Raw genomic sequence first — 22,924 nt, 5'->3', positions numbered from 1 at the left:
GTATAAAAAGCATCACTTTCTTTTCGGGACTTGATCATGTCACATCTAAACTACAACCATCTATATTATTTCTGGATGGTGTGCAAACAGGGCTCTGTAACTAAAGCGGCCGATGCGCTTTTCCTAACACCGCAAACCGTGACAGGGCAGATTAAAGCGCTTGAAGAACGCATGAAAGGAAAGTTAACCAAACGAAATGGTCGTACAGTTGAGCCAACTGAGTTAGGGCAACTTGTTTTTAAGTACGCCGACCGAATGTTTGGTTTGAGTTATGAGATGTTAGATATCGTCAATTACAGTCAGCACTCGAACATTCTGTTTGAAGTTGGCGTAGCCGATGCGTTATCTAAGCGCTTGGTCAGTAAAGTACTAATGACGACTGTCCCGGAAGATAGCAGTATTCATTTACGCTGTTATGAGTCAACCCACGAATTGCTACTTGAACGACTGTCTCAGCACAAGCTGGATATGATCCTCTCGGATTGTCCCGTTGACTCAACTCAAAGCCCTGGCCTTTATAGCAAAAAGCTAGGTGAGAGCAGTATGAGCTTTTTCGCCTCTTCTGAAATTGAAAATGTGCGTTTTCCTGAGATTCTGGAACAGAAAAAGCTTTTGATTCCTGCAAGCCGAACAGCAATGGGGCGTAAGGTTATTCAGTGGTTTGATCGTCAAGGTCTTCAGCCTAATGTGTTGGGAGAATTTGATGATGTCGCGTTGATGAAGGCTTTCGCACGGTACCACGATGATGTGATTTTCTTAGCGCCGACCGTATACATGTCGGAGATTGAGGACGACCGAAATCTACAGCTAATTGGTCATGTCGATGGGTTAAAAGAAGAGTACTACGTGATTTTTGCGGAACGAATGATCCAACACCCAGCGGTAAAAAATGTTTGTGATGCTGATTTCAGTCAAATGTTTGAGTAAACCCGTATCGTTGCGCAAATAAATAGATTACTATCAATAAAAATATAATTCTAAATAATACCTAAGTAACTCAAGATACTTGTTTTAGTGAGCAAAACTATTAATTATTGATGGCGCATCAATTCTCCACTTTGGTGGATAATATTGGTGTATCACTAACAACTAAATTAGAGGTTCTAATAATGAAGACTCTGGAAGTGTATCTTGATTTTCTTAGATATATAAATCAGTGCAACACAACAAGCTGGCCAGGGTTGGAATAAGTAAGTTGTAGCTAGAGGTCCAACACATGAATCTACAAGAAATGGAGCAGAACTCCGCAAAAGCCGTCGTGTTGCTCAAAGCGATGGCAAACGAGAGACGCCTACAAATCCTTTGTATGCTGCATAACCAAGAGCTGTCCGTGGGAGAGCTGTGTGCAAAGTTAGAGCTAAGCCAGTCGGCATTATCTCAGCATCTTGCTTGGCTTCGCCGTGATGAGCTAGTCACGACAAGGAAAGAAGCACAAACCGTGTACTACACATTAAAGAGTGATGAAGTGAAAGCGTTAATAAAAACACTGCATAGTCTTTATTGTGCTGAAAGCGCTTAGCGTTAATTACATATACCTAATATATCGTTCATTTTAGGCTGTGAATCTAACTCGTTGGAATATTTGAGAGTGGCGTTAAACTTTTGATGGTAGAGTTGCTGCGCATCGACCAATTTGCTTTGTTCTCAAGTGTTTTATTGGTGCTTTCCAGTTTGAGCTTTATAAGGTAAATAAGCTGATGCCTTTGAATAGGCGTGCAGAAAAAAGAAAAGCTGGCATTGCCAGCTTTTTTATTAAGAAAATTTTGTAGATATAAAAAAACCGACACAAGGTCGGTTTTTTCTTCACTGTAAAACCAGGACTCTATTAAAGAGCTTTGATTTGTGCAGCGAAACGAGACTTATGGCGAGCTGCTTTATTCTTGTGAATAAGGCCTTTAGTTGCCATGCGGTCTAGGATAGGTGTAACTACAGCGAATGCAGCAGTTGCAGCTTCTTTGTCGCCTGCTTCGATAGCAGCAACAGTTTTCTTCATGTAAGTACGCATCATTGAGCGACGGCTAGCATTGTGCTGACGACGTTTCTCAGCTTGGATAGCGCGCTTCTTAGCAGATTTACTATTTGCCAAGGGTCTAACTCCCAAAAACTTAGTTCTGTGACAATTTAAGGGCGAGGAATATCCCTCATTTGCGCTTAAATGTCAAATGATTTGTGCAAAAACCGATCTAAGCCAAAACAAATTTTGGTAAGAGAGGTTATCGCGGTTAAGATGGCGGGGATTCTAACAGCATTTTTATACCAATGCTAATAATTATCCGCGAAAGGCACACTTATTCCTTACAACCCGCGGATAGATTTTTGACGTCTATTTACAGCACCTGTCAGAGAAACAGTATAGGGTTAGCTGTCTTATGGTGATATTCCGAGGTTACAGTGAGTAAACGACTACTCAAGTCTGGCATGATCGTCAGTGCTATGACATTTATTTCCCGCGTTCTTGGCCTAGTTCGTGATGTTGTAGTGGCAAATTTAATGGGGGCAGGAGCAAGCGCAGACGTCTTTTTCTTCGCCAATAAAATTCCTAATTTTTTACGACGTTTGTTTGCTGAAGGGGCTTTTTCCCAAGCGTTTGTACCTGTTTTAACGGAAAGCCATGCTCAAGGCGACATGGATAAAACTCGGGAACTGATTGCTAGAGCGGCGGGTACGTTAGGGGTGATAGTCTCTATTGTTACCATTTTAGGTGTCCTAGGCTCCGGCGTGGTCACTGCAGTGTTTGGTTTTGGTTGGTTCCTTGACTGGATGCATGGTGGCCCGGCTGCAGCAAAGTTTGAGCTTGCTAGCGTGATGCTCAAAATCACCTTTCCCTATTTATGGTTCATTACCTTCGTCGCTCTATCGGGCGCTATCCTCAATACATTAGGTAAATTTGCTGTCTCCTCCTTTACCCCTGTTTTCCTCAATGTGATGATTATTTTGGCGGCGTGGTTTATCTCGCCGCAAATGGAAATGCCAGAAATAGGGCTTTCCATTGGTGTTTTCTTAGGTGGTTTGGTCCAGTTCTTATTCCAAATTCCCTTCCTTATTAAAGCTGGCGTCATGGTTAAGCCAAAATGGGGCTGGCGCGATCCGGGTGTGGTAAAAATCCGTACTTTGATGATCCCCGCTTTATTTGGTGTATCGGTCAGTCAGATTAACCTGTTGTTTGATACGTTCATCGCCAGTTTTTTGCAAACCGGTTCGATCAGCTGGCTGTATTACTCAGACCGTTTATTGGAATTTCCTTTAGGTCTGTTTGGTATTGCGATTGCGACTGTGATTTTACCCGCGCTTTCACGTAAACACGTTGACGCACAAAGTGAAGGCTTCGCGCAAACCATGGATTGGGGGGTGCGCATGGTGATCTTGCTTGGCCTTCCTGCAATGCTTGGTCTGATGGTACTGGCAAAACCTATGCTCATGGTTCTGTTTATGCGAGGTGAATTTTCTCCTCAAGACGTACATCAAGCATCATTGTCGCTCTTTGCCTACGCTTCAGGTTTGTTGAACTTCATGTTGATCAAGGTGCTCGCGCCAGGTTATTACTCGCGTCAAGATACTAAAACGCCAGTAAAGTACGGCATCATTGCGATGGTGACCAACATGGTGTTTAACGCAATTTTTGCGTACTTTTATGGTTACGTTGGTTTGGCTATTGCGACGGCACTTTCGGCGTTTGTGAATATGGCATTGCTGTATCGTGGTCTACATATCGCAGGGGTATACCAAATCACCAAACGAACCGTCTTCTTTATTATACGTTTGGTTATTGCAGGTGCGGCGATGGTGGCTGCGATCTTATGGCAATTGGAAGACATGTCAGTGTGGCTAGATTGGAGCTTTGCTCACCGCAGCGGTGTACTAGGAATGTTGATCGGTCTAGGAGCTGTGGTTTACCTAGTGGTTCTATTTTTAACGGGTGCACGCTTAAAAGACCTAAAAGCTGGGACAGACTAAGGGTGATTAGTATATAATCCGTCAGTTTCACACAGTGTAAAGTAAAAACAGAGGCAGAAAGCAGTATCCAATGGAACTGATTAGAGGCATTCACAATATCACCCCGCGACATCATGGTTGCGTGCTGACTATTGGCAATTTCGATGGTGTCCATAAAGGCCATCAACAAGTATTGCAGCAAGTGTCTGAGCAAGCGGACAGGCTATCATTGCCTTCTGTTGTGATGACCTTTGAACCTCAGCCGATGGAGCTGTTTGCCAAAGATAAGGCACCTGCACGGTTGACGCGATTACGCGATAAGTTCGTGCAATTGAGTAAGCTCGATATTGATCGCTTGCTCTGCGTCAATTTCAATCGTCATTTTGCAAGTTTAACCGCGGAAGAATTTATCCGTGACTTGTTGGTCGAGCGTTTGGGTGTTAAGTTTCTTGTCGTTGGTGATGATTTCTGCTTTGGCAAAGGCCGAACTGGCAACTTTGCAATGCTGCAGGAAGCAGGGGAAAAGTACGGTTTTGATGTCGTGAGTACCCAGAGCTTTTGTTTACAACAATTACGTGTCAGCAGTACGGCTATCCGTCAAGCGCTGGCGCGTGACGATTTGCATTCCGCGCAACAGATGCTGGGAAGAAACTACAGCATCAGCGGTCGTGTTTCTCATGGAAGAAAGCTGGGAAGAACGATAGGTTTTCCTACTGCGAATATTCCTTTGAAACGCTGTGTTTCTCCGGTTTCCGGAGTCTATGTTGTTCAAGCGCTTGGCTTAGGAAATAAGCCAATTGGCGGTGTTGCTAATATTGGTCAAAGACCGACTGTCAATGGCGTTCGCCAGCAGTTAGAAGTACACTTATTCGACTTTCATGCCAATTTATATGGCAAGCAACTAGAAGTGGAACTTTTGCATAAACTTCGAGATGAGCAAAAGTTTGAGTCGTTTGAAGCACTTAAACAACAAATCGAATTGGATGCTGAAGCAGCAAGGGTGTGGCTGCGTCAGCTTAAGCGTTGAGCGGTTTATTCCACCGTTCAACATAATGTCTAATTTTCGCCCAATATAACGGAATTAAGAATCGATGAGTGAGTATAAAGATACCCTGAACTTACCTGAAACAGGGTTTCCAATGCGCGGCAATCTGGCCAATCGTGAGCCAGAAATGCTTAAGCGTTGGTACAAAGAAGATCTTTACGGTGAAATCCGTAAAGCTAAGAAAGGCAAAAAGTCATTCGTATTGCACGATGGCCCTCCTTACGCAAATGGTGACATTCATATTGGTCACGCACTAAACAAGATTCTTAAAGACATTATTATTAAATCCAAAACACTTTCAGGTTTTGACGCACCTTACATTCCTGGTTGGGACTGCCACGGTCTACCTATTGAATTAATGGTAGAGAAAAAAGTAGGCAAGCCAGGCCAAAAAGTGACGGCAGCAGAATTCCGCGAGAAATGTCGCGAATACGCTGCAGGTCAGGTTGAAGGTCAGAAAGAGAGCTTCAAACGCCTTGGTATCATGGGTGAGTGGGACAAGCCATACCGCACTATGGATTTCGCAACTGAAGCGAACATTATTCGTGCTCTTGGTAAGATCGCAAGTAATGGTCACCTGCTAAAAGGTTTCAAACCTGTTCACTGGTGTACAGACTGTGGTTCTGCTCTTGCTGAAGCGGAAGTAGAATACAAAGATAAAGTATCGCCATCTATCGACGTTCGTTTTAAAGCGGCTGACGAAGCGGCACTGTTGTCTAAGTTTGAGCTGACTGAAGGTCATGAAGGTAAAGGCGATATCTCTATTGTCATCTGGACGACAACTCCTTGGACGCTTCCCGCGAACCGTGCTGTGTGTCTACGTGATGACCTTGAGTATGTACTTATCCAAGTCGAAGGCGAGCAACCTGAACGTATCATCGTTGCAGCTGAACTAGCGAAAGACGTTATGGACCGTGCGGGTATCGAGCACTTCCACAACCTTGGCTTTGCTAAAGGTGCGGAGCTTGAGCTTTCTCAATTCCAACACCCATTCTACGATTTCACTGTACCGGCGATCCTGGGTGATCACGTTACGACTGATTCAGGTACTGGCGTTGTTCACACTGCACCGGGTCACGGTCAAGAAGACTTTGCGGTTGGTAACAAGTACAACCTAGAAGTAGCGAACCCAGTTGGCTCAAACGGTGTTTACCTTCCAGACACTGAGCTATTTGCTGGTCAGCACGTATTTAAAGCGAACGATGCAGTAGTAGAAGTACTAAAAGAAAAAGGTGCACTACTACACCACCACGCTTACGAGCACAGCTACCCACACTGTTGGCGTCATAAGACTCCAATCATCTTCCGTGCTACACCTCAATGGTTCGTTTCTATGGACCAAGCTGGCCTACGTGCTAAAGCATTAGAGTCAATCAAGAACGTAGAGTGGATGCCTGAGTGGGGTCAAAGCCGCATCGAAGGTATGATCGAAGGTCGCCCTGAGTGGTGTATCTCTCGTCAACGTACTTGGGGTGTGCCAATTGCTCTGTTTGTTCATAAAGAAACAGCAGAGCTTCATCCAAACACGCTAGAGCTGATCGAGAAAGTCGCTAAGCTGGTTGAAGAGAAAGGCATCCAAGCATGGTGGGATGTAGATGCCGCTGAACTACTAGGTGCTGACGCTGACCAATACGAAAAAGTACTAGATACGCTAGACGTATGGTTCGATTCAGGTGTCACTCACTTCTCCGTTGTTGATGCTCGTGAAGAATACAACGGCAACAGTGCAGACCTATACCTAGAAGGTTCTGACCAACACCGTGGTTGGTTCCAGTCTTCTCTAATTTCATCTATCGCGATGAAAGACGAAGCGCCTTACAAACAAGTACTGACACACGGTTTCGTGGTTGATGGTCAGGGTCGTAAGATGTCTAAATCTATCGGTAACGTGGTTGCGCCAAAAGACGTAACTAACAAGCTAGGTGCTGACATTCTTCGTCTATGGGTTGCTTCAACAGACTACACCGGTGAAGTTGCGGTTTCGGATGAAATCCTAAAACGTAGCGCAGATGCTTACCGTCGTATCCGTAACACAGCGCGTTTCTTCCTTGCTAACCTAAGCGGCTTCAACCCTGAAACAGACATCGTTCCTGTTGAAGAGATGGTTGCGCTAGATCGCTGGGCAGTTGGTCGTGCGCTAGCAGCACAAGAAGAGATTGTTAAAGCATACGAAGAGTACAACACACACGGTGTGACTCAGCGTCTAATGCAATTCTGTTCGATCGAAATGGGCTCTTTCTACCTAGACGTGATTAAAGACCGTCAGTACACAGCAAAACGTGGCGGCAACGCTCAACGTAGCTGTCAGACTGCGCTTTACTACATTGTTGAAGCGCTAGTTCGTTGGATGGCGCCAATCATGTCGTTCACTGCAGATGAAATCTGGAACGAAATGCCAGGCGAGCGCGACAAGTTCGTATTCACTGGTGAGTGGTTCGACGGTCTATTCGGCCTTGCTGAAGGTGAAGAGCTGAACAATGAATTCTGGGCTGAGATCCAAGCGGTTCGTGGTGCAGTAAACAAACTTCTAGAAGATGCGCGTAAAGAGAAAACCATCGGTGGTGCACTACAAGCTGAAGTGACTCTATTTGCTGATGACGCTTTAGCGGCGAAGATCAACAAACTTGAAGATGAACTGCGCTTTGTTCTACTAACCTCTGCGGCGAAAGTTAAGCCTCTAGGTGAGAAGACTGATGCAGCACAAGCCACGGATATCGAAGGCTTGTTTGTTGAAGTAGCAGCAGCTGAAGGCGAGAAGTGTGATCGTTGTTGGCACCACACGCCAGACGTAGGCACAATTGAAGGTCACGAGAAAATCTGTGGTCGTTGTGTGTCTAACGTAGAAGGCGAAGGTGAAGTACGTAAATTCGCGTAATTGCCTAGAACGACTGAACTTTTTTTAAAATTAACAGCCCCAGTATTTACTGGGGCTGTTTGTAGGTAAAGTAATGAGTGAAAAAGCACTGTCTTTAAAGCAATCTGGTATTCGCTGGTTATGGTTAGCGGTGGTTATCTTTTTAGCTGATATTGGCATTAAGTATGTTGTAATGAACAACATGGGATATGGCTGGGCAAACCGCATAGAAATTTTGCCATTCTTTAATCTTTTGTACGTGCATAACTATGGCGCTGCTTTTAGCTTTTTGAGTGATCAAGCGGGCTGGCAACGTTGGTTATTTACAGGTATTGCTTTTATCGTTACAGGTCTTTTGACTTACTGGATGAGCAAACTACCAGCGAAAGAGAAATGGAATAATATTGCTTATGCCATGATTATTGGTGGCGCAGTAGGCAACGTATTCGACCGAGTAATACATGGGTTTGTCGTGGATTATTTGGACTTTTTCTGGGGTAATTATCACTGGCCAGCGTTCAACCTTGCAGACATGGCGATCTGTATTGGTGCCGCGATGATTATTCTTGACGGCTTTCGAAAGAAAGACGAGGCGAAAGCCTAAGTAGTGGCAGTGTATATTGTGAAAAGTTGAATAACCCTAAGCGTCGCCCGTTGATTCGAGCGACGCTTTTTATTATGTTGGAGCGCCAATCAGCATATCAATGTATAAAAAGACCAAGCTGACAGCGTAATAACCCAAGAACAAGGAAGCAGTAACGTGACAACAATAACCAATGAATCTGTAGTAACCCTTCACTTTACGATTAAAATGAAAGATGGATCGGTTGCGGATAGTACTCATAACATGGGTAAACCAGCGAAATTTGTTATGGGTGATGGCAGCTTGAGTGAAAACTTTGAGCAGTGCTTGATAGGCCTCGAAACAGGCGTACAAAAAGCGATTGAGTTAAAAGCAGAAGACGCGTTTGGCATGCCAAACCCAGACCATGTACACCATATGGATCGCACTAAGTTTGTAGGTGATGCAGAAGTAGAAGTGGGTACAATCATGGCGTTCAGTGGTCCTGATGGTATGGAAATCCCGGGCATTATTACAGAGATTGCTGGCGATTCAGTCACTGTGGACTTCAACCATCCTCTAGCGGGACAAGACGTGACTTTCGAAGTTGAAATTTTGTCAGTAGAATAGCGAACCCAATAAAGATAATTTCCATGAGCAATGAAATGAAAATCCTATTAGCTAACCCACGCGGCTTTTGTGCTGGTGTAGACCGTGCGATTAGCATCGTAGAGCGTGCGCTAGAGATGTATCAGCCACCGATTTATGTTCGTCATGAGGTGGTGCATAACCGTTTTGTGGTTGAAGGGCTAAAACAACGTGGCGCTGTCTTCGTTGAAGAGCTGCATGAAGTGCCAGACAACAACATTGTGATTTTTTCTGCTCATGGTGTATCGCAGGCGGTTCGTCAGGAAGCCAAGCAGCGAGATTTGACCGTATTTGACGCGACGTGCCCGTTGGTAACCAAAGTGCATATGGAAGTAGCGCGAGCAAGCCGCCGCAATATGGAAGTGGTTCTGATTGGTCACGCAGGTCACCCTGAAGTGGAAGGCACAATGGGGCAGTACGCGAGTGAAACCGGTGGTATGTACTTGGTTGAAACCCCGGCCGATGTTGAGAAACTGAAGTCGATTGTGAAAGATCCATCCGATCTTCATTACGTAAGCCAAACGACACTTTCTGTAGATGAAACTGCCGATGTTATCGAAGAGCTACGCCGCGTCTTCCCAGATATCCAAGGACCACGTAAAGACGATATCTGTTACGCGACACAAAACCGCCAAGATGCCGTACGTGAATTAGCGGGTGACGTAGATGTGATGGTTGTTGTGGGTTCAAAAAACTCATCAAACTCTACACGTCTTAAAGAGCTAGCTGAAAAGCTAGGGACACCTGGCTACTTAACCGACTGTCCGGAAGATATCAAACCTGAATGGTTCGAAGGCAAAACAAAGGTCGGCGTGACTGCGGGGGCATCTGCTCCGGAAGAGCTCGTTAATCAGATTCTAGAGCGAATCAAAGAACTCGTCGGTGCCGAAGCGGTCGATGAAGTGCTTGGTCGTGAAGAGAATATGTTCTTTGAAGTACCCAAAGAACTGCAAATCAAGCAAGTGGATTAATCTCCATTTATCGAATATTAAAAAGACGATCCGCGGGTCGTCTTTTTTACATCTCTCTCAGTTCATTTAGGTAATCACGAATCTGGTCTTTCCCTAAACCATCGATAATCATATCGGACATCTTCGTGATTCTTCGCTCAAGCGACTGAGCAACTCTTTCGCAATGTGCGTACACCTCTTCATCAGAACCTTCAGTCGGAAAGGCATCGACTTGCCAGTTTACTCGAACGCCACCCGCAAGCCACTGAGGAGCTGCCTCTTGATGTAAAGAGTCACAGAGAATAATAACGATGTCAGGAAGAAACTGAGTTCGCTCTTCCCATGAGTGGGTGTGGATATGTGGAATGGGAAGTTGGTGGTCATCTAAATATTTTTGCACCACCGGGTGAACTGTGCCTGTGGGATGAGAGCCACCGCTGGCGACACTAAAATCTGCTGGCAGGATATGGGTTGCGATCGACTCAGCGAGCACACTTCGTCCAGCATTGTGCTTACATATGAACAAAACTTTATACATCATCGCCTCGTCTTTTCGGAGCGTCTTATTTATACGCTAGCGGAAACTCAGCGGTGATGTGTGAACTTTTTGTGTTAGTGGCTAATGCCCAGCATCTCTTTGAGCACTTTAAGGTAGCGGCGGCTTACTGGTATCTCAAAGCCAGTTTTGGTGATGATTTCTGCTAATCCGTTTTCGAGTAATTTGATTTCGCTGATGGCCTTAATGCTGACTAAGTATTGGCGATGACAGCGTACCAGTGGGGTTTTCTCTTCTAGCGTTTTTAATGTTAGTTGAGTGCTCGCGGCTTGGCTGGTGGAACGTACATGCACGCCGCTGATGTCACTGTATGCACATTCTACCGTGTCGGTGGCCATGATGACGATACGGTTGTGCCCGATGCACGGAATCTGATCTAAAGTGTCGGGCGTAATAGCAGACAGCTGTTGAGTTAGGGCGGATTGACTAATGACTTTATTTAGCCGTTTGACCGTTTTGGTTAAACGGCATGGGTCGACAGGTTTGAGCAAGTAATCAAAGGCGTTGTCTTCAAACGCTTGAATTGCATACTGGTCGTAAGCCGTGACAAAAACCACATAAGGCATGGTTTCTGGATCAAGCATTCCAAGTAGTTCAATCCCAGTGACTTGAGGCATTTGGATATCGAGAAACACCACATCAGGTTTGAGCTCATTGATTTTTTTTAGACCAAGGATCGCGTTTGAGGCATTGCCCACCACTTCAACTTGTCCTGTTTCATCCAATAACTCTGTCAGCTCTTCACGAGCAAACTGTTCATCATCAATGACGAGTGCGGTTAACATCCAACATTACCTTTATTGCTTCAGCGTGCTTTTATGATTTTGGGGGAATGATAAAGCTCATTTTAGTAAATTGATGTGGCTCGCACGTAATTTTTAGCGATGCATCACGCCCAAATTGATTAGTGAGACGTTTGTCGACAATTTCTAAACCTAGCCCGGAGTGGTTTTCTTTTGGCGGTTCAAAACTACCTGCATTGTCTTCGACAGTAATCAAGTGACCTTGTGGGTGTGCTTCGCTGTATATATGAACTTTACCACCTTCAAGCATGTTTGAAATGCCGTGCTTAATGGCATTCTCAACCAAAGGCTGGAGTGTAAAGCTTGGCAATTTGATGTCCAGCAATTCAGACTGAATATCGATTTCAACCTCTAAGCGGTCCGTAAAGCGGGCTTTCTCGATGCTCAAGTACGAGTTCACATGCGCTAGCTCTTCTTTTAGCGTCACGGTATTAATGTTTTGCTTTAAATTGCTACGGAAAAAGTGCGATAAATTTTGGATCAACTCACGTGCTTTATCAGGATCACGACGAGTAATCGCACTAATGGTATTGAGTGCATTAAACAAAAAGTGTGGATTCACCTGAGCGTGAAGCAGTTTGATTTCTGCTTGAGCGAGTAAGGCTTGTTGTTGTTGGTAGTCGCCATACAAGATTTGGCTAGAGAGAAGCTGAGCTATCCCTTCCGCCATTGACATGTTGGCCGTAGAGAACAATTTACGCTTCGGTTCATACAGCTTAATGGTACCAATGACCTCTTTCCCTGCACGCAGTGGGATGATCAGAGCAGACCCGAGCTTGCAATCTTTTGCAATGGAGCATTGGTATGGACGCTCCGCGCCATCAAGATAAATGATGTCGTTTTTCTCCATGGAGTCTAATGTGCTTTGCGATGAAATCGGCGTGTTCGGTTTATGGTGATCATCGCCAATGCCCACAAACGCCAAGATTTTTTCTTGGTCGGTAATCGCGACAGCGCCCACTTTGGTTTCTTCATAAATAATACGCGCGATTTTCTCAGCGTTTTCGGTGTTGAAGCCGTTGCTTAGAATTCCCACTGAGCGATCAGCAATGGTGAGTGCTCGACGCGAAAACGTCGCAGAAAACTTTTCAAAGATCGCTTTTCTGTCTTGCAGGATACTCATGAACAATGCCGCACCAAATGAGTTCGCGATGATCATCGGTGCTGCAATGGCAGACACCAGTTCATAGGCTTGATCAAAGGGTTTAGCGACGGCGAGCAGCAAAATCATTTGCACCACTTCTGCAACAAACGTGACGCTGAATACGACGCTTGGATTAAACAGCAATGCGCCTTTATTTCGCTTGATAAGGTAAACGTGGAGCAAGCCACCAATTACACCTTCGGCGGTGGTTGAAATTGCGCAGGCGAGGTCAGTAAAGCCACCAAGAGAGTATCGATGGATGCCACCAGTAAATCCGACGGCGAAACCCACCACTGGGCCACCAAACAGCCCGCCCATGACCGCGCCGATCGCGCGAGTATTGGCAATAGCGTCGTTGATATGAAGACCGAAATAGGTGCCGAGAATACAAAAGCCAGAGAAGAGTACGTAACAAATTAGGCGGTGGCTTAAGCGCGAAGAAATACTCAGCAAAGGTAAGATGATTGGCGTTTTACTTAGCATGTAAGCCAAAACTAAGTAAACACACATCTGTTGTAAAAGGGAAACGACCAGTTCCATAGTGAACCTAACCTAGAATCAATGTTGTTATTGTATACCTAAGTCACTTCAAGATGCTTGGCTCAGATAAATAAAGACAGCTTAATACATGGCGCTGCGCTCCGAGTTCTGAATCTTAAAGTGACTTGGGTATAAAACAAAAAGAGCCTGCAATTGGCAGGCTCTTATCTTAGTCACTCGGATGCGACGAGTATTACGCTGTTTCTGATACGGCTTGTGGTTTCTCTTCGTCAGCCAGTTCAGTTTCACCTTTACCCTTAGAGGTTTTGATAACGTAACCAGTCACTGCTAGGGCAAACACAATACCGACGATAGTTGATAGTTGCATTGGCAGGCCAAAACCTAGCGAGCTGTTGTTTAAGATGAACGTGACACATACCGTGGTCATGAAGATAGCAGGGATAGTAGTAATCCAGTGCAGCTTGTTGTGACGTAGTAGGTAAGCTGACGCAGTCCAAAGCATCATTACTGCTGTTGTTTGGTTAGCAAAACCGAAGTAGCGCCAGATAATGCCGAAGTCTACTTGAGTTAAGATACCGCCGATAACGAACAGTGGAAGTGCCATCAGTAGGCGGTTACGTAGCGTCTTTTGTTCCATGTTGAAGTATTCAGCAAGGATCAGACGGCTTGAACGGAATGCTGTATCGCCAGACGTAATTGGTAGGATAACCACACCTAGGAACGCAAGGATACCACCGAACACACCAAGCAGACCAAATGATGCGCTGTATACCACGTTACCAGGGCCACCGTTTTTCACAGCTTCTGATAGTGCGTCTAGAGAGCCGAAGAAAGACAGAGCGATAGCACACCAGATTAGCGCGATAACACCTTCACCAATCATTGCTCCGTAGAAGACGAAACGACCGTTTTTCTCGTTTTCCATACAACGCGCCATCAGTGGAGACTGAGTCGCGTGGAAGCCAGAGATCGCGCCACATGCGATAGTGATGAACAGTGCTGGCCATAGTGGCATATCATTTGGGTTAAGGTTCGAGAACATGTCTGAAACTTGGAAGTCACCCATTACTGTGTGTTCGCTAGAAAACGCAACGGCTGTCATTAGACCAACAGACATAAAGATAAGTAGAGCGCCAAACAGTGGGTAGAAGCGGCCAATGATTTTATCGACAGGAACAATCGTCGCAATGATGTAGTAAGCGAAGATAGCGATAACCATAGTCGTCATGCTTACGCTCAAGCTTGTTTGATCATTGATGAGGTTAGTAATCATGCCTGCAGGAGCAGAAACGAACACTACGCCAACAAGAAGCAGTAGGACAATGGCAAAAATATTCATAAAGTGTTTTGCGCCATTACCTAGGTAGCGACCTGTGATAGTAGGTACAGATGCGCCGCCGTTACGCACTGAAAGCATGCCAGAGAAGTAATCGTGTACTGCGCCAGCAAAAATACAACCGACAACAATCCAAAGCATTGCCGCTGGACCGTATAGTGCACCCATGATTGGGCCGAAAATTGGACCAACACCAGCGATGTTAAGTAGCTGAACTAGATAAACTTTCTTTGTTGACATTGGAACGAAGTCAACACCGTCCGATTTGGTGTGAGCAGGCGTTTGGCGTTTTTCATTGATGCCGAAAATCTTCTCGACGAAAGCGCCGTAGATGAAGTATCCGCCGATTAGGGCTGCGACACAGGTTAGAAACCACATCATAGCAATTGTCCTTGGTCTTAGTTGGGTAGGGTAATTTTTTAATCTCAGGATGCATGTTATGCGTCACTTGTGTTAAATGCATTCGGTTAGTAGATGAGTGGTCGAATAGAGCACTGAGTGGTCGATATGCTGCTTGAGCGGTTTTTAAAAATGGCGAACGGTTGATTGCAGTAGTGAGCGGCTGATTCGAGGCGTCAGTGGTTTAATCTGCAAGCTAAGCGGCAAACGCCAATAATTAGTGGTAAGCTTATTTTTGAAAACAATTACTTAAGGAAGAACCATGAAAAAGGCAACGTTAGGTTTGGCGCTGGCTTTACTTGCAGGATGCGCTGCAACGACGGAAGATCTTGCCAAGTCAGGAGATTGGCATCAGATCGGATATCAAGATGGTGTAGCCGGACACACATCACGCACGATGAGCGAGCTGCGTGAGTTGGGTAGCGTTAAGCAAAGTGACTACGACCAAGGTTATTTAGAGGGTCTACGTGAATACTGTAACCCTGCTTTTGCGTATCAAATGGGGTTATCTGGTCAGTATTATGAAGGGGTTTGTGAGGGTACTGAGCAAGCACAAAAATTCCGTATGGAATGGCAGCGTGGCTGGAATGAGTACTCAAATTAATAGTCAATAAAGCCGCTGTGATACCGTCCGCATAACATAATTGTGGCAAAACTCCTATTATTAAACTGTGTGCATATTGCTTGATAGTGAGCACAGAAAAAAGGAATCACATTATGTCAACGCAAATGGCTGGTGGCTGGAGTCCATTTCATGAACTCACAGCAGAGGATAAAGAAGTATTTGCTAAAGGTATCGAGGGGTTTGTCGGTGTCAAATACTCCCCTTTGGTTGTGGCTACTCAAGTCGTAGCCGGACAAAACTATGCGTTTTTCTGTAATGCAGAAGTTGTCTACCCTGGAGCACAACCATACCCAGCAATGGTTCATATGTTCAGCGACCTTGAAGGTAAAGTCGGTATTACTCACATTGAACGATTGAACTACTAAATTAAGCCATAAAAGGCGCCTGACTTTTAAATAAGTGAGGCGCTTTATTGATTAAGGTTGATTCGCTTGATCGATCACGACTTTTCTTAAATATCCTTGTTTGGCTTTCAGTTGCTCAGTCGCGCTTTCTTTATCCAGCCCGGTTAAAATCATCAAAATCGCTAACTTGGCGTCGTAGTCCGTTTCTTTGAGCGCAGTTTTAGCCTCTTGGTTAGTACAATCTGTTGCTTGCATAACAATACGAGCCGCTCTTGCAACTAGCTTTGCATTCGTCGCTTTCACATCTACCATTAAGTTCTGATAACTTTTGCCTAGGCGAATCATGCTTGCAGTAGTGAGCATGTTCAGGACGAGCTTTTGCGCCGTCCCTGATTTTAAGCGAGTGGATCCCGTTAACGCTTCAGGTCCAACAACGGGGCTGATCGCAATATCGGCAATATCTGCAATCGGAGAGTCAGGGTTACAAGATAGTGCTACAGTGGTGGCACCAAGTTCGTTCGCATACTCTAAGCCACCAATCACATATGGTGTTCGTCCACTTGCCGCAATACCAACGACGACATCGCGTTGTGTTAGTGCATTCTCTTTGAGATCTTGCTCGCCTAGTGCAGGATCGTCCTCTGCCCCTTCTTTCGCGCGGAATATGGCCTCTTTTCCACCCGCAATAATACCAACGACCATCTCTGGATCCGTGCCAAAAGTTGGTGGGCATTCTGAAGCGTCCAAGACGCCGAGCCGACCACTGGTGCCTGCACCGATGTAAAACAACCGACCTCCGACCTTAAATGCTTCCGTGATCTTATCAACGGCTTGAGCGATCTCTGGTAGCACTTTCTCGACCGCAATTGGGACGAGTTTATCTTGTTGGTTTAAACGCTGCACAATATCGAATGAAGGAAGAAGATCGATATCCATTGTTTCAGGATTTCGACCTTCAGAGACGAGGTGAGAAAGAGCCGCAATAAGCGCGTCATTTGTCATAGTAATTTAAGCCTTCGTGATTAATTTTTTGAGTAGAGTACGCCAAGTGAAGCGAGACGACTTGCCCCTGTGACTTCCGGTAAATTGCTAGGGAGGCTATGAATATAGCGCTGTGCGAGCCAAGCAAATGCCATGGCTTCCATGTAGTCACCATCAACGCCTTTTTCTGCCGTTGTCGCAACGTGCCATTGTGGCAATAACTTAGTCAATCGCTGCATTAAAAGTGGGTTTCTTGCTCCACCGCCACAGACCAATAGTTGAGGCGTGATGCCATGAGAAAACTTGTCGACTTCGTTGGCAATGGTAATCGCAGAATATTCGCAGAGTGTGCGCTGTACGTCTTCGGTTGGTAAATTGTAATGAGCCAGTTGCTGATGCAGCCAGTCAATATTGAACAGTTCTCGCCCGGTACTTTTAGGTGCTGGCATGGCGAGGTAAGCTTCTTTAAGTAATTGAGTCAACAAAGTAGCGTTTACCGTTCCTTTCAGTGCAAATTGTGCATCTTTGTCGAAGCTTTGCCCAGTGTGCAGAGCACACCACGCGTCCATCAACATGTTGCCCGGACCTGTGTCATAGCCAATGACTGGTTGCTCGGGATGCAGTACAGAGATGTTGGCAATGCCACCGATGTTCAGCACGACGGTGGTGGAATCTTGCATGGCAAAGATACTTTTATGAAAAGCGGGAACCAGCGGTGCACCTTGACCACCTAGCGCCATATCTTTACGTCGAAAATCTGCAACCGTATCAATCCCTGTTTTCACTGCGATGATGTTGGCATCACCCAACTGAGTGGTAAAGGGTAACTCTCCAGTAGGTTGGTGGAATACCGTTTGACCGTGATTACCAATCGCACGAATTTGTTCCGCGACGCAGCCAGACTTATTGAGCAGTTGTAAAACGGCGTCAGCGAAGAGGTGGCCAAGTTGGTGATCCAATTCACCTATGGCTTTTAAATTTGTGGCTTGACCGGTACAAACAGATAACAGCATTTCTTTCAGTGCTGTGGGCATTGGGTAATCGTCGTGCGCAACCAGACGAACGTGCTCATCACTTATTTCAACCAGAGCGGTATCAACGCCGTCCATACTCGTTCCAGACATCACACCAATGTACAGTTCGTTAAATTTCATAGCCGATCTCGTCAATTCTTCATTCACTTATTGTAAAGCAAATCTGAAGCGAATAACCTCATCGAATACGAGATATTCAGCCGATTTTGAGGAGAAAACATGGGACCGTTATGGGTTGACGTCGCGGGTTATGAACTGACCGCTGAAGACAAAGAAATTCTGGAACATCCTACGGTTGGTGGCTTAATTCTATTTGCTCGCAACTATCATGATAGTGAACAGCTTCAAGCACTTACTCAATCAATCCGCAGGGCAGCCAAGCGCCCGATTTTGATCGGTGTGGATCAAGAAGGGGGGCGAGTACAACGCTTCCGTGAAGGTTTCTCGTTGATCCCTGCAGCCGAAGAATACGCCAAACATCAAAATGGTGAAGAGTTAGCACGTATGGGCGGTTGGCTAATGGCAGCGGAGTTGATAGCACACGACATTGATTTAAGCTTTGCACCCGTGCTCGATAAAGGTCATCAATGTAAAGCGATCGGTAACCGAGCATTTGGCGAAGATGCCGATACCATTCTTCGATTTAGCACCGCTTACATGCAGGGCATGAAGAGCGTTGGAATGGCAACAACAGGCAAACACTTCCCGGGTCACGGTGGTGTGATTGCTGACTCACACTTAGAAACGCCATACGACGAGCGCAGCGACATTTTTGAACAAGACATGGCTATCTTTAAAACGCAAATTGATGCCGGTATTTTAGATGCCATGATGCCTGCTCACGTGATTTTTCCGAACTACGACTCTCAGCCAGCGAGTGGTTCAGAATACTGGTTGAAACAGGTTTTGCGACAGCAACTCGGTTTTAAAGGCTTGGTTTTCTCCGATGATCTGACGATGGAAGGCGCTGCAATCATGGGTAGTCCTGCCGAGCGTGGGGTTAAAGCCTTGAAAGCCGGTTGCGATATGCTATTGATGTGTAATAAGCGTGAAGCACACATTGAGGTGTTGGATAACTTGCCAGTATCAACAGTGCCACTGGCGGATGCGTTACTGAAAAAACAGTCGTTTTCTCTAAGCGATCTCAAGTTATCTCAAGAGTGGAAAGCGGCGAGTGAAGCGATGAAACGCTTGACCAGCTAAACCTCTTGTAAACGATTCAAAACACCGATTAGAAGCCAAAGTTAATTATACTTTGGCTTTTTATTTGTCTGTAAATAATAATTTACACCAAATGTTTTTTATTGTGTACGCTTGTTTTTCTTTTTTAGCCTGTTATCTTGTCGTTAAAGCTTAGTTGTCTCACCAAGGATTTGGTTGGGTGTAAAAATAAATATACAGGTTAGAGTTATGCAGAAAAGTGAGTTGAGCAATATTAATATTAGCGAAGAGCAGGTTCTTATTACCCCAGAGGAGCTAAAAACCAAGCTTCCTTTGAGTGAAAAAGCGCGCCGCTTTATTCAAGAGTCTCGCCAAACTATCGCTAATATTATTCATAAAAAGGATCATCGCCTGCTGGTTGTATGTGGTCCATGTTCTATCCACGACGTGGAAGCGGCGAAGGATTACGCAAAACGTCTTAAAGCGCTCTCTGAACAACTAAGTGACCAACTGTATATTGTTATGCGTGTTTACTTTGAAAAACCACGCACCACGGTCGGCTGGAAAGGGCTGATTAACGATCCGCACCTCGATGGCAGCTTCGATATTGAACATGGTCTGCATGTTGGACGCGAACTGCTAGTGGAATTGGCAGAGATGGAAATCCCGCTCGCTACTGAAGCTCTGGACCCAATTAGTCCACAATACTTGGCGGATACTTTTAGTTGGGCTGCGATCGGCGCACGTACTACGGAGTCACAAACTCACCGTGAAATGGCAAGTGGCCTGTCTATGCCAATCGGTTTTAAAAATGGCACGGATGGTAGTTTGGCAACCGCAATCAATGCGATGCAAGCTGCGTCTTCTAGCCACCGTTTTATGGGGATCAACCGTGAGGGACAAGTAGCGCTATTGACCACTCAGGGTAATGCTAATGGACATGTGATCTTACGTGGCGGCAAGCAAACTAACTACGACTCAGTGTCAGTTACTGAGTGTGAGCAAGAAATGGCGAAATCTGGCCTTGATGCATCATTAATGGTGGATTGTAGTCACGCCAACTCACGTAAAGATTACCGTCGCCAGCCATTAGTCGCAGAAGATGTTATTCACCAAATCCGTGAAGGTAATAAGTCCATTATCGGCCTTATGATTGAAAGCCATATCAATGAAGGAAATCAATCTTCTGACTTATCTCTTGAAGAGATGAAATACGGTGTATCTATCACTGACGCATGTATCAATTGGGATTCAACTGAGGCACTATTACGTCATGCACATGAAGAGCTAGTGCCTTTCTTAGAAAATCGTCTAAAGGCTAATTAATACAGGATTTAAGGAACATCAATGGCAGTTGAACTTAACGCATTACGCGATCAGATTGATGCAGTCGACAAGCAAATGTTGGAGCTATTAGCTCAGCGTTTGGCGCTCGTAGAGAAAGTTGGGGAAGTAAAAAGCGAACATGGTTTGCCTATTTATGCCCCTGATCGTGAAGCGGCGATGCTGGCTTCTCGCCGAGCAGAAGCTGAGAAAATAGGAATTCCTCCACAGCTTATTGAAGATATTCTGCGTCGTACCATGCGTGAGTCTTATGCCAGTGAAAAAGACTCCGGTTTTAAGTGTTTGAACCCTGAATTACGCTCAGTGGTCATTATTGGTGGTAATGGCCAGTTAGGCGGCCTGTTTGGGCGTATGTTTAAGTTATCTGGTTATCAAGTCAAAGTGCTTGGTAGCAAAGACTGGGATCGTGCGGATGACATCCTAAAAGATGCGGGCCTGGTGGTGGTTACTGTGCCAATTCACCTAACAGAAGGTGTGATTGAAAAGCTAGGTAATCTGCCACAAGACTGTATTCTGTGTGACCTGACTTCTATAAAATCTAAGCCACTGCAAGCAATGTTGAATGTGCACCAAGGACCGGTGGTTGGTTTACACCCAATGTTTGGCCCAGATGTGCCGAGCCTTGCCAAGCAGGTGATTGTGTACTGTGATGGGCGTGGAAATGATCAATACCAATGGTTGCTGCAACAGTTTGGTATTTGGGGCGCGAGCTTGTGCCAGATTGATGCGCAAGAGCACGATCATGGCATGACGTTAATCCAAGCGCTGCGTCACTTCACCTCATTTGCTTACGGCATGCATCTAAGCAAAGAGAACCCGAACATTGAGCAACTGTTAAAGTTGAGCTCACCAATCTACCGCCTGGAGTTGGCGATGGTAGGGCGTCTGTTTGGTCAGGATCCAAACCTCTACGGTGACATTATTCTCTCATCGCAAGAAAACATCGACATGATTAAGCGATTCCACCAACGCTTCGGCGAAGCACTTGCGATTTTGGATAGCAAAGATAAAGCCAAATTTGTCGAAAGCTTTGAGCAGGTGAGTGAGTGGTTTGGTGATTATTCACAACAATTTATGAATGAGAGCCAAAACTTACTCAAACAGGCGAATGATAATATTCATCGCGGTTAATCGCTGGTTATCTATCCGTGTGGAGCCCGAAACGAAAAGAGCAGCTTACGCTGCTCTTTTTTGTGTCGAGAGATAAATCAGTTAGTCGCGGTATTGCTGGTATCTTCACTTGATACTGTATTGATACTGGTGTCGCGATAGGGGGAGTTGGTTAAATTGACTTGCAGACGCACGACATTATCAATCAATTGAACTAAAGGGCCCCATTTCACTTTTTTCTCTTTTTCAAATACATAATTGAAGTTTTCAGGTGTCCATTCCATCAAGTATTGAGGGTTGAGTGCTCGCCCGAGAAAGCGCACCTCGTAATGCAGGTGCGGGCCAGTGGAATTACCTGAACTACCACATTGAGCAATCACATCGCCTTTACTGACAAATTGGCCGCTTTTCACTTTAAAGCGTTGTAAGTGAGCAAAGGAGCTCATAAAGCCAAATGAATGACGAATAGTGACATAGTTGCCATAGCCACGATTACTCGGGCGAACGGTTTCCACCACTCCGTCTGCAGGTGCGAGGATTTCTTCTCCTCGTTTACAGGTAAGATCGATACCAGTATGAACGTGTCGTTTACCTGAAATAGGATTAATGCGACTGCCGTAGGAAGAAGAAATACGTTGGTATGTCACTGGGCTATCATTTGGAATCAAACGAAACATGGTTGCTCGAACCGCGGAATCGATAGCTGCTGCATCAATTCGCTCTTCTAACGCCATGTTGTTTTCATCGATTATCAGCTCTTCGTCAGCGAGACCTAGAACCGATTCGACGTCGAATACCCGTTTTCCTAATAGCTGAATTTGATTGTTTTTATCGGTCAATGACTGAGAAAGCGAGTGGTTGGTATCAAGCTGCTCTTCATAAAGAGCGGTGATTTCGGCCTTTTCACTTTCTAGTTTGGCGATGGTTTGTGTTAGTTCGTCTTTATTGTGTATCTGCTGTTGATTGAGATACCACGCGCCACCAACGACGGCGGGTAATGCCAATACCGAAGCAAATACTGCTAGGACCGAACTGCGGCCCAAATAGAACTGCTGATCGCCGTCTTTCGTCGGGATCTGCATGATGATTTTTTTAGACATAGTTATTGTTACTTAAATAGGCGTTCATTTATTTTTCTCCTAAATCAGAGAGATGTTCTAACTCTCGGTTCAGAAGGTCGTTATTGCCTACATTCAATTCTATAAATCGTTTTAGTTGGCTAATGCTCTCGATGTCTATCTTGATGATCTTTAACCTAATCTCACACTTAGAAATATCCACAATTTGCGCTTTTAACGTAATCACTTGTTCGGATTGATCAAATGAAAAAGTCACATGGGCTGGAAGGGCTGGATCCAAAGCCTCAGTCTCTTCCACTTTCATGAGTAAACCATGTAAGGAAAGATCTTGAATCCTAGCTTCAATTGCCAAGTCACGTTGTTCTACCTTCGCTGGCGCTTGATGGAGAATGCGTGAAAAGCGTCGTCTCTCTGCCATGTGCATTTTCTCGTCATGTCTTCAAACAGAATTGAATAGTATATCAATGTGAACAAAAAATGTTCGATTGCTGTTTGAAAAGTGTCGAGGTCGCTAC

The 22,924-nt window shown here is 45.3% G+C and carries 22 protein-coding genes; 13 read left to right on the top strand and 9 right to left on the bottom strand.

The annotated features are described in order from the left end of the window. The first annotated feature begins 36 nt into the window (after positions 1-36). Complete coding sequence (nhaR, locus tag ACWYVB_RS15025; RefSeq protein ID WP_262634220.1) at positions 37-927, top strand: transcriptional activator NhaR; 891 nt, start codon at positions 37-39, stop codon at positions 925-927. A 289-nt stretch (positions 928-1,216) separates the two neighbouring features. Next, positions 1,217-1,519, top strand: a complete 303-nt coding sequence (locus tag ACWYVB_RS15020; RefSeq protein ID WP_005397309.1) for an ArsR/SmtB family transcription factor — start codon at positions 1,217-1,219, stop codon at positions 1,517-1,519. A 306-nt stretch (positions 1,520-1,825) separates the two neighbouring features. Here ACWYVB_RS15020 and rpsT read toward each other — a convergent pair whose 3' ends face one another. Next, complete coding sequence (gene rpsT, locus ACWYVB_RS15015) at positions 1,826-2,086, bottom strand: 30S ribosomal protein S20 (protein ID WP_005381938.1); 261 nt, start codon at positions 2,084-2,086, stop codon at positions 1,826-1,828. 305 nt (positions 2,087-2,391) lie between these two features. Here rpsT and murJ point away from each other — a divergent pair, with 305 nt between their 5' ends. The 6 genes from murJ (at position 2,392) to ispH (ending at position 10,013) form a co-directional block, all read left to right on the top strand. Further along, positions 2,392-3,954: a murein biosynthesis integral membrane protein MurJ gene (murJ, locus tag ACWYVB_RS15010; protein WP_046873949.1), complete on the top strand. Its 1,563-nt coding sequence runs from the start codon at positions 2,392-2,394 to the stop codon at positions 3,952-3,954. 70 nt (positions 3,955-4,024) lie between these two features. Then, entirely contained in the window at positions 4,025-4,960 is a 936-nt protein-coding gene (gene ribF, locus ACWYVB_RS15005; protein WP_046873948.1) for a bifunctional riboflavin kinase/FAD synthetase, read from the top strand. 64 nt (positions 4,961-5,024) lie between these two features. After that, positions 5,025-7,853 carry an isoleucine--tRNA ligase gene (ileS, locus tag ACWYVB_RS15000; protein ID WP_182019269.1) on the top strand — a complete coding sequence of 943 codons (2,829 nt, stop codon included), beginning with the start codon at positions 5,025-5,027 and terminating at the stop codon, positions 7,851-7,853. A 73-nt stretch (positions 7,854-7,926) separates the two neighbouring features. Then, entirely contained in the window at positions 7,927-8,436 is a 510-nt protein-coding gene (gene lspA / locus ACWYVB_RS14995) for a signal peptidase II (RefSeq protein ID WP_005397302.1), read from the top strand. Between the two features lie 156 nt (positions 8,437-8,592). Beyond that, entirely contained in the window at positions 8,593-9,024 is a 432-nt protein-coding gene (gene fkpB / locus ACWYVB_RS14990) for an FKBP-type peptidyl-prolyl cis-trans isomerase (RefSeq protein ID WP_301639806.1), read from the top strand. Between the two features lie 23 nt (positions 9,025-9,047). After that, positions 9,048-10,013 (top strand): 4-hydroxy-3-methylbut-2-enyl diphosphate reductase, encoded by a 966-nt coding sequence (gene ispH / locus ACWYVB_RS14985; RefSeq protein ID WP_047009110.1) that lies wholly within the window; start codon positions 9,048-9,050, stop codon positions 10,011-10,013. Between the two features lie 46 nt (positions 10,014-10,059). On the opposite strand, the gene ACWYVB_RS14980 is transcribed toward ispH, so the two are convergent. The 4 genes from ACWYVB_RS14980 to ACWYVB_RS14965 all read right to left on the bottom strand — a co-directional run bounded on the left by ACWYVB_RS14980 (position 10,060) and on the right by ACWYVB_RS14965 (position 14,713). After that, positions 10,060-10,533, bottom strand: a complete 474-nt coding sequence (locus tag ACWYVB_RS14980) for an arsenate-mycothiol transferase ArsC (RefSeq protein WP_193447659.1) — start codon at positions 10,531-10,533, stop codon at positions 10,060-10,062. Positions 10,534-10,604: 71 nt separating this feature from the next. Then, a complete protein-coding gene (gene btsR, locus ACWYVB_RS14975) occupies positions 10,605-11,333 on the bottom strand; it encodes a two-component system response regulator BtsR (RefSeq protein WP_006743107.1) in 729 nt (242 codons plus the stop codon). A gap of 31 nt (positions 11,334-11,364) precedes the next feature. Further along, positions 11,365-13,035: a sensor histidine kinase gene (locus tag ACWYVB_RS14970; protein ID WP_301639805.1), complete on the bottom strand. Its 1,671-nt coding sequence runs from the start codon at positions 13,033-13,035 to the stop codon at positions 11,365-11,367. A 193-nt stretch (positions 13,036-13,228) separates the two neighbouring features. Next, positions 13,229-14,713, bottom strand: coding sequence for a carbon starvation CstA family protein (locus ACWYVB_RS14965; RefSeq protein ID WP_005381914.1), 1,485 nt, complete (start codon positions 14,711-14,713; stop codon positions 13,229-13,231). 280 nt (positions 14,714-14,993) lie between these two features. Here ACWYVB_RS14965 and ACWYVB_RS14960 point away from each other — a divergent pair, with 280 nt between their 5' ends. Together ACWYVB_RS14960 and ACWYVB_RS14955 are read left to right on the top strand one after the other, a co-directional pair. Then, positions 14,994-15,335, top strand: coding sequence for a DUF2799 domain-containing protein (locus ACWYVB_RS14960; RefSeq protein WP_012842128.1), 342 nt, complete (start codon positions 14,994-14,996; stop codon positions 15,333-15,335). Positions 15,336-15,448: 113 nt separating this feature from the next. Beyond that, positions 15,449-15,721 (top strand): hypothetical protein, encoded by a 273-nt coding sequence (locus ACWYVB_RS14955; protein WP_005397515.1) that lies wholly within the window; start codon positions 15,449-15,451, stop codon positions 15,719-15,721. 51 nt (positions 15,722-15,772) lie between these two features. Here ACWYVB_RS14955 and murQ read toward each other — a convergent pair whose 3' ends face one another. Both murQ and ACWYVB_RS14945 read right to left on the bottom strand, forming a co-directional pair. After that, positions 15,773-16,702: an N-acetylmuramic acid 6-phosphate etherase gene (gene murQ / locus ACWYVB_RS14950; RefSeq protein WP_005397513.1), complete on the bottom strand. Its 930-nt coding sequence runs from the start codon at positions 16,700-16,702 to the stop codon at positions 15,773-15,775. 20 nt (positions 16,703-16,722) lie between these two features. Continuing rightward, positions 16,723-17,835: an anhydro-N-acetylmuramic acid kinase gene (locus tag ACWYVB_RS14945; RefSeq protein WP_203346644.1), complete on the bottom strand. Its 1,113-nt coding sequence runs from the start codon at positions 17,833-17,835 to the stop codon at positions 16,723-16,725. Between the two features lie 99 nt (positions 17,836-17,934). Here ACWYVB_RS14945 and nagZ point away from each other — a divergent pair, with 99 nt between their 5' ends. The 3 genes from nagZ to tyrA all read left to right on the top strand — a co-directional run bounded on the left by nagZ (position 17,935) and on the right by tyrA (position 21,351). Continuing rightward, positions 17,935-18,918: a beta-N-acetylhexosaminidase gene (gene nagZ / locus ACWYVB_RS14940; RefSeq protein ID WP_457529356.1), complete on the top strand. Its 984-nt coding sequence runs from the start codon at positions 17,935-17,937 to the stop codon at positions 18,916-18,918. Between the two features lie 207 nt (positions 18,919-19,125). After that, positions 19,126-20,202: a 3-deoxy-7-phosphoheptulonate synthase gene (locus tag ACWYVB_RS14935; RefSeq protein WP_457529355.1), complete on the top strand. Its 1,077-nt coding sequence runs from the start codon at positions 19,126-19,128 to the stop codon at positions 20,200-20,202. Positions 20,203-20,223: 21 nt separating this feature from the next. Then, entirely contained in the window at positions 20,224-21,351 is a 1,128-nt protein-coding gene (tyrA, locus tag ACWYVB_RS14930; RefSeq protein ID WP_457529353.1) for a bifunctional chorismate mutase/prephenate dehydrogenase, read from the top strand. Positions 21,352-21,428: 77 nt separating this feature from the next. On the opposite strand, the gene ACWYVB_RS14925 is transcribed toward tyrA, so the two are convergent. Both ACWYVB_RS14925 and ACWYVB_RS14920 read right to left on the bottom strand, forming a co-directional pair. Next, positions 21,429-22,430 (bottom strand): M23 family metallopeptidase, encoded by a 1,002-nt coding sequence (locus ACWYVB_RS14925; protein WP_053808611.1) that lies wholly within the window; start codon positions 22,428-22,430, stop codon positions 21,429-21,431. 28 nt (positions 22,431-22,458) lie between these two features. Next, on the bottom strand, positions 22,459-22,827 hold the full coding sequence (locus ACWYVB_RS14920; protein WP_150916465.1) for a PilZ domain-containing protein: 369 nt from the start codon (positions 22,825-22,827) through the stop codon (positions 22,459-22,461). Positions 22,828-22,924: the final 97 nt, after the last annotated feature.

The organism is Vibrio sp. JZG10 (assembly GCF_054064075.1).
This window is presented reverse-complemented; position numbering and strand designations above follow the sequence as displayed.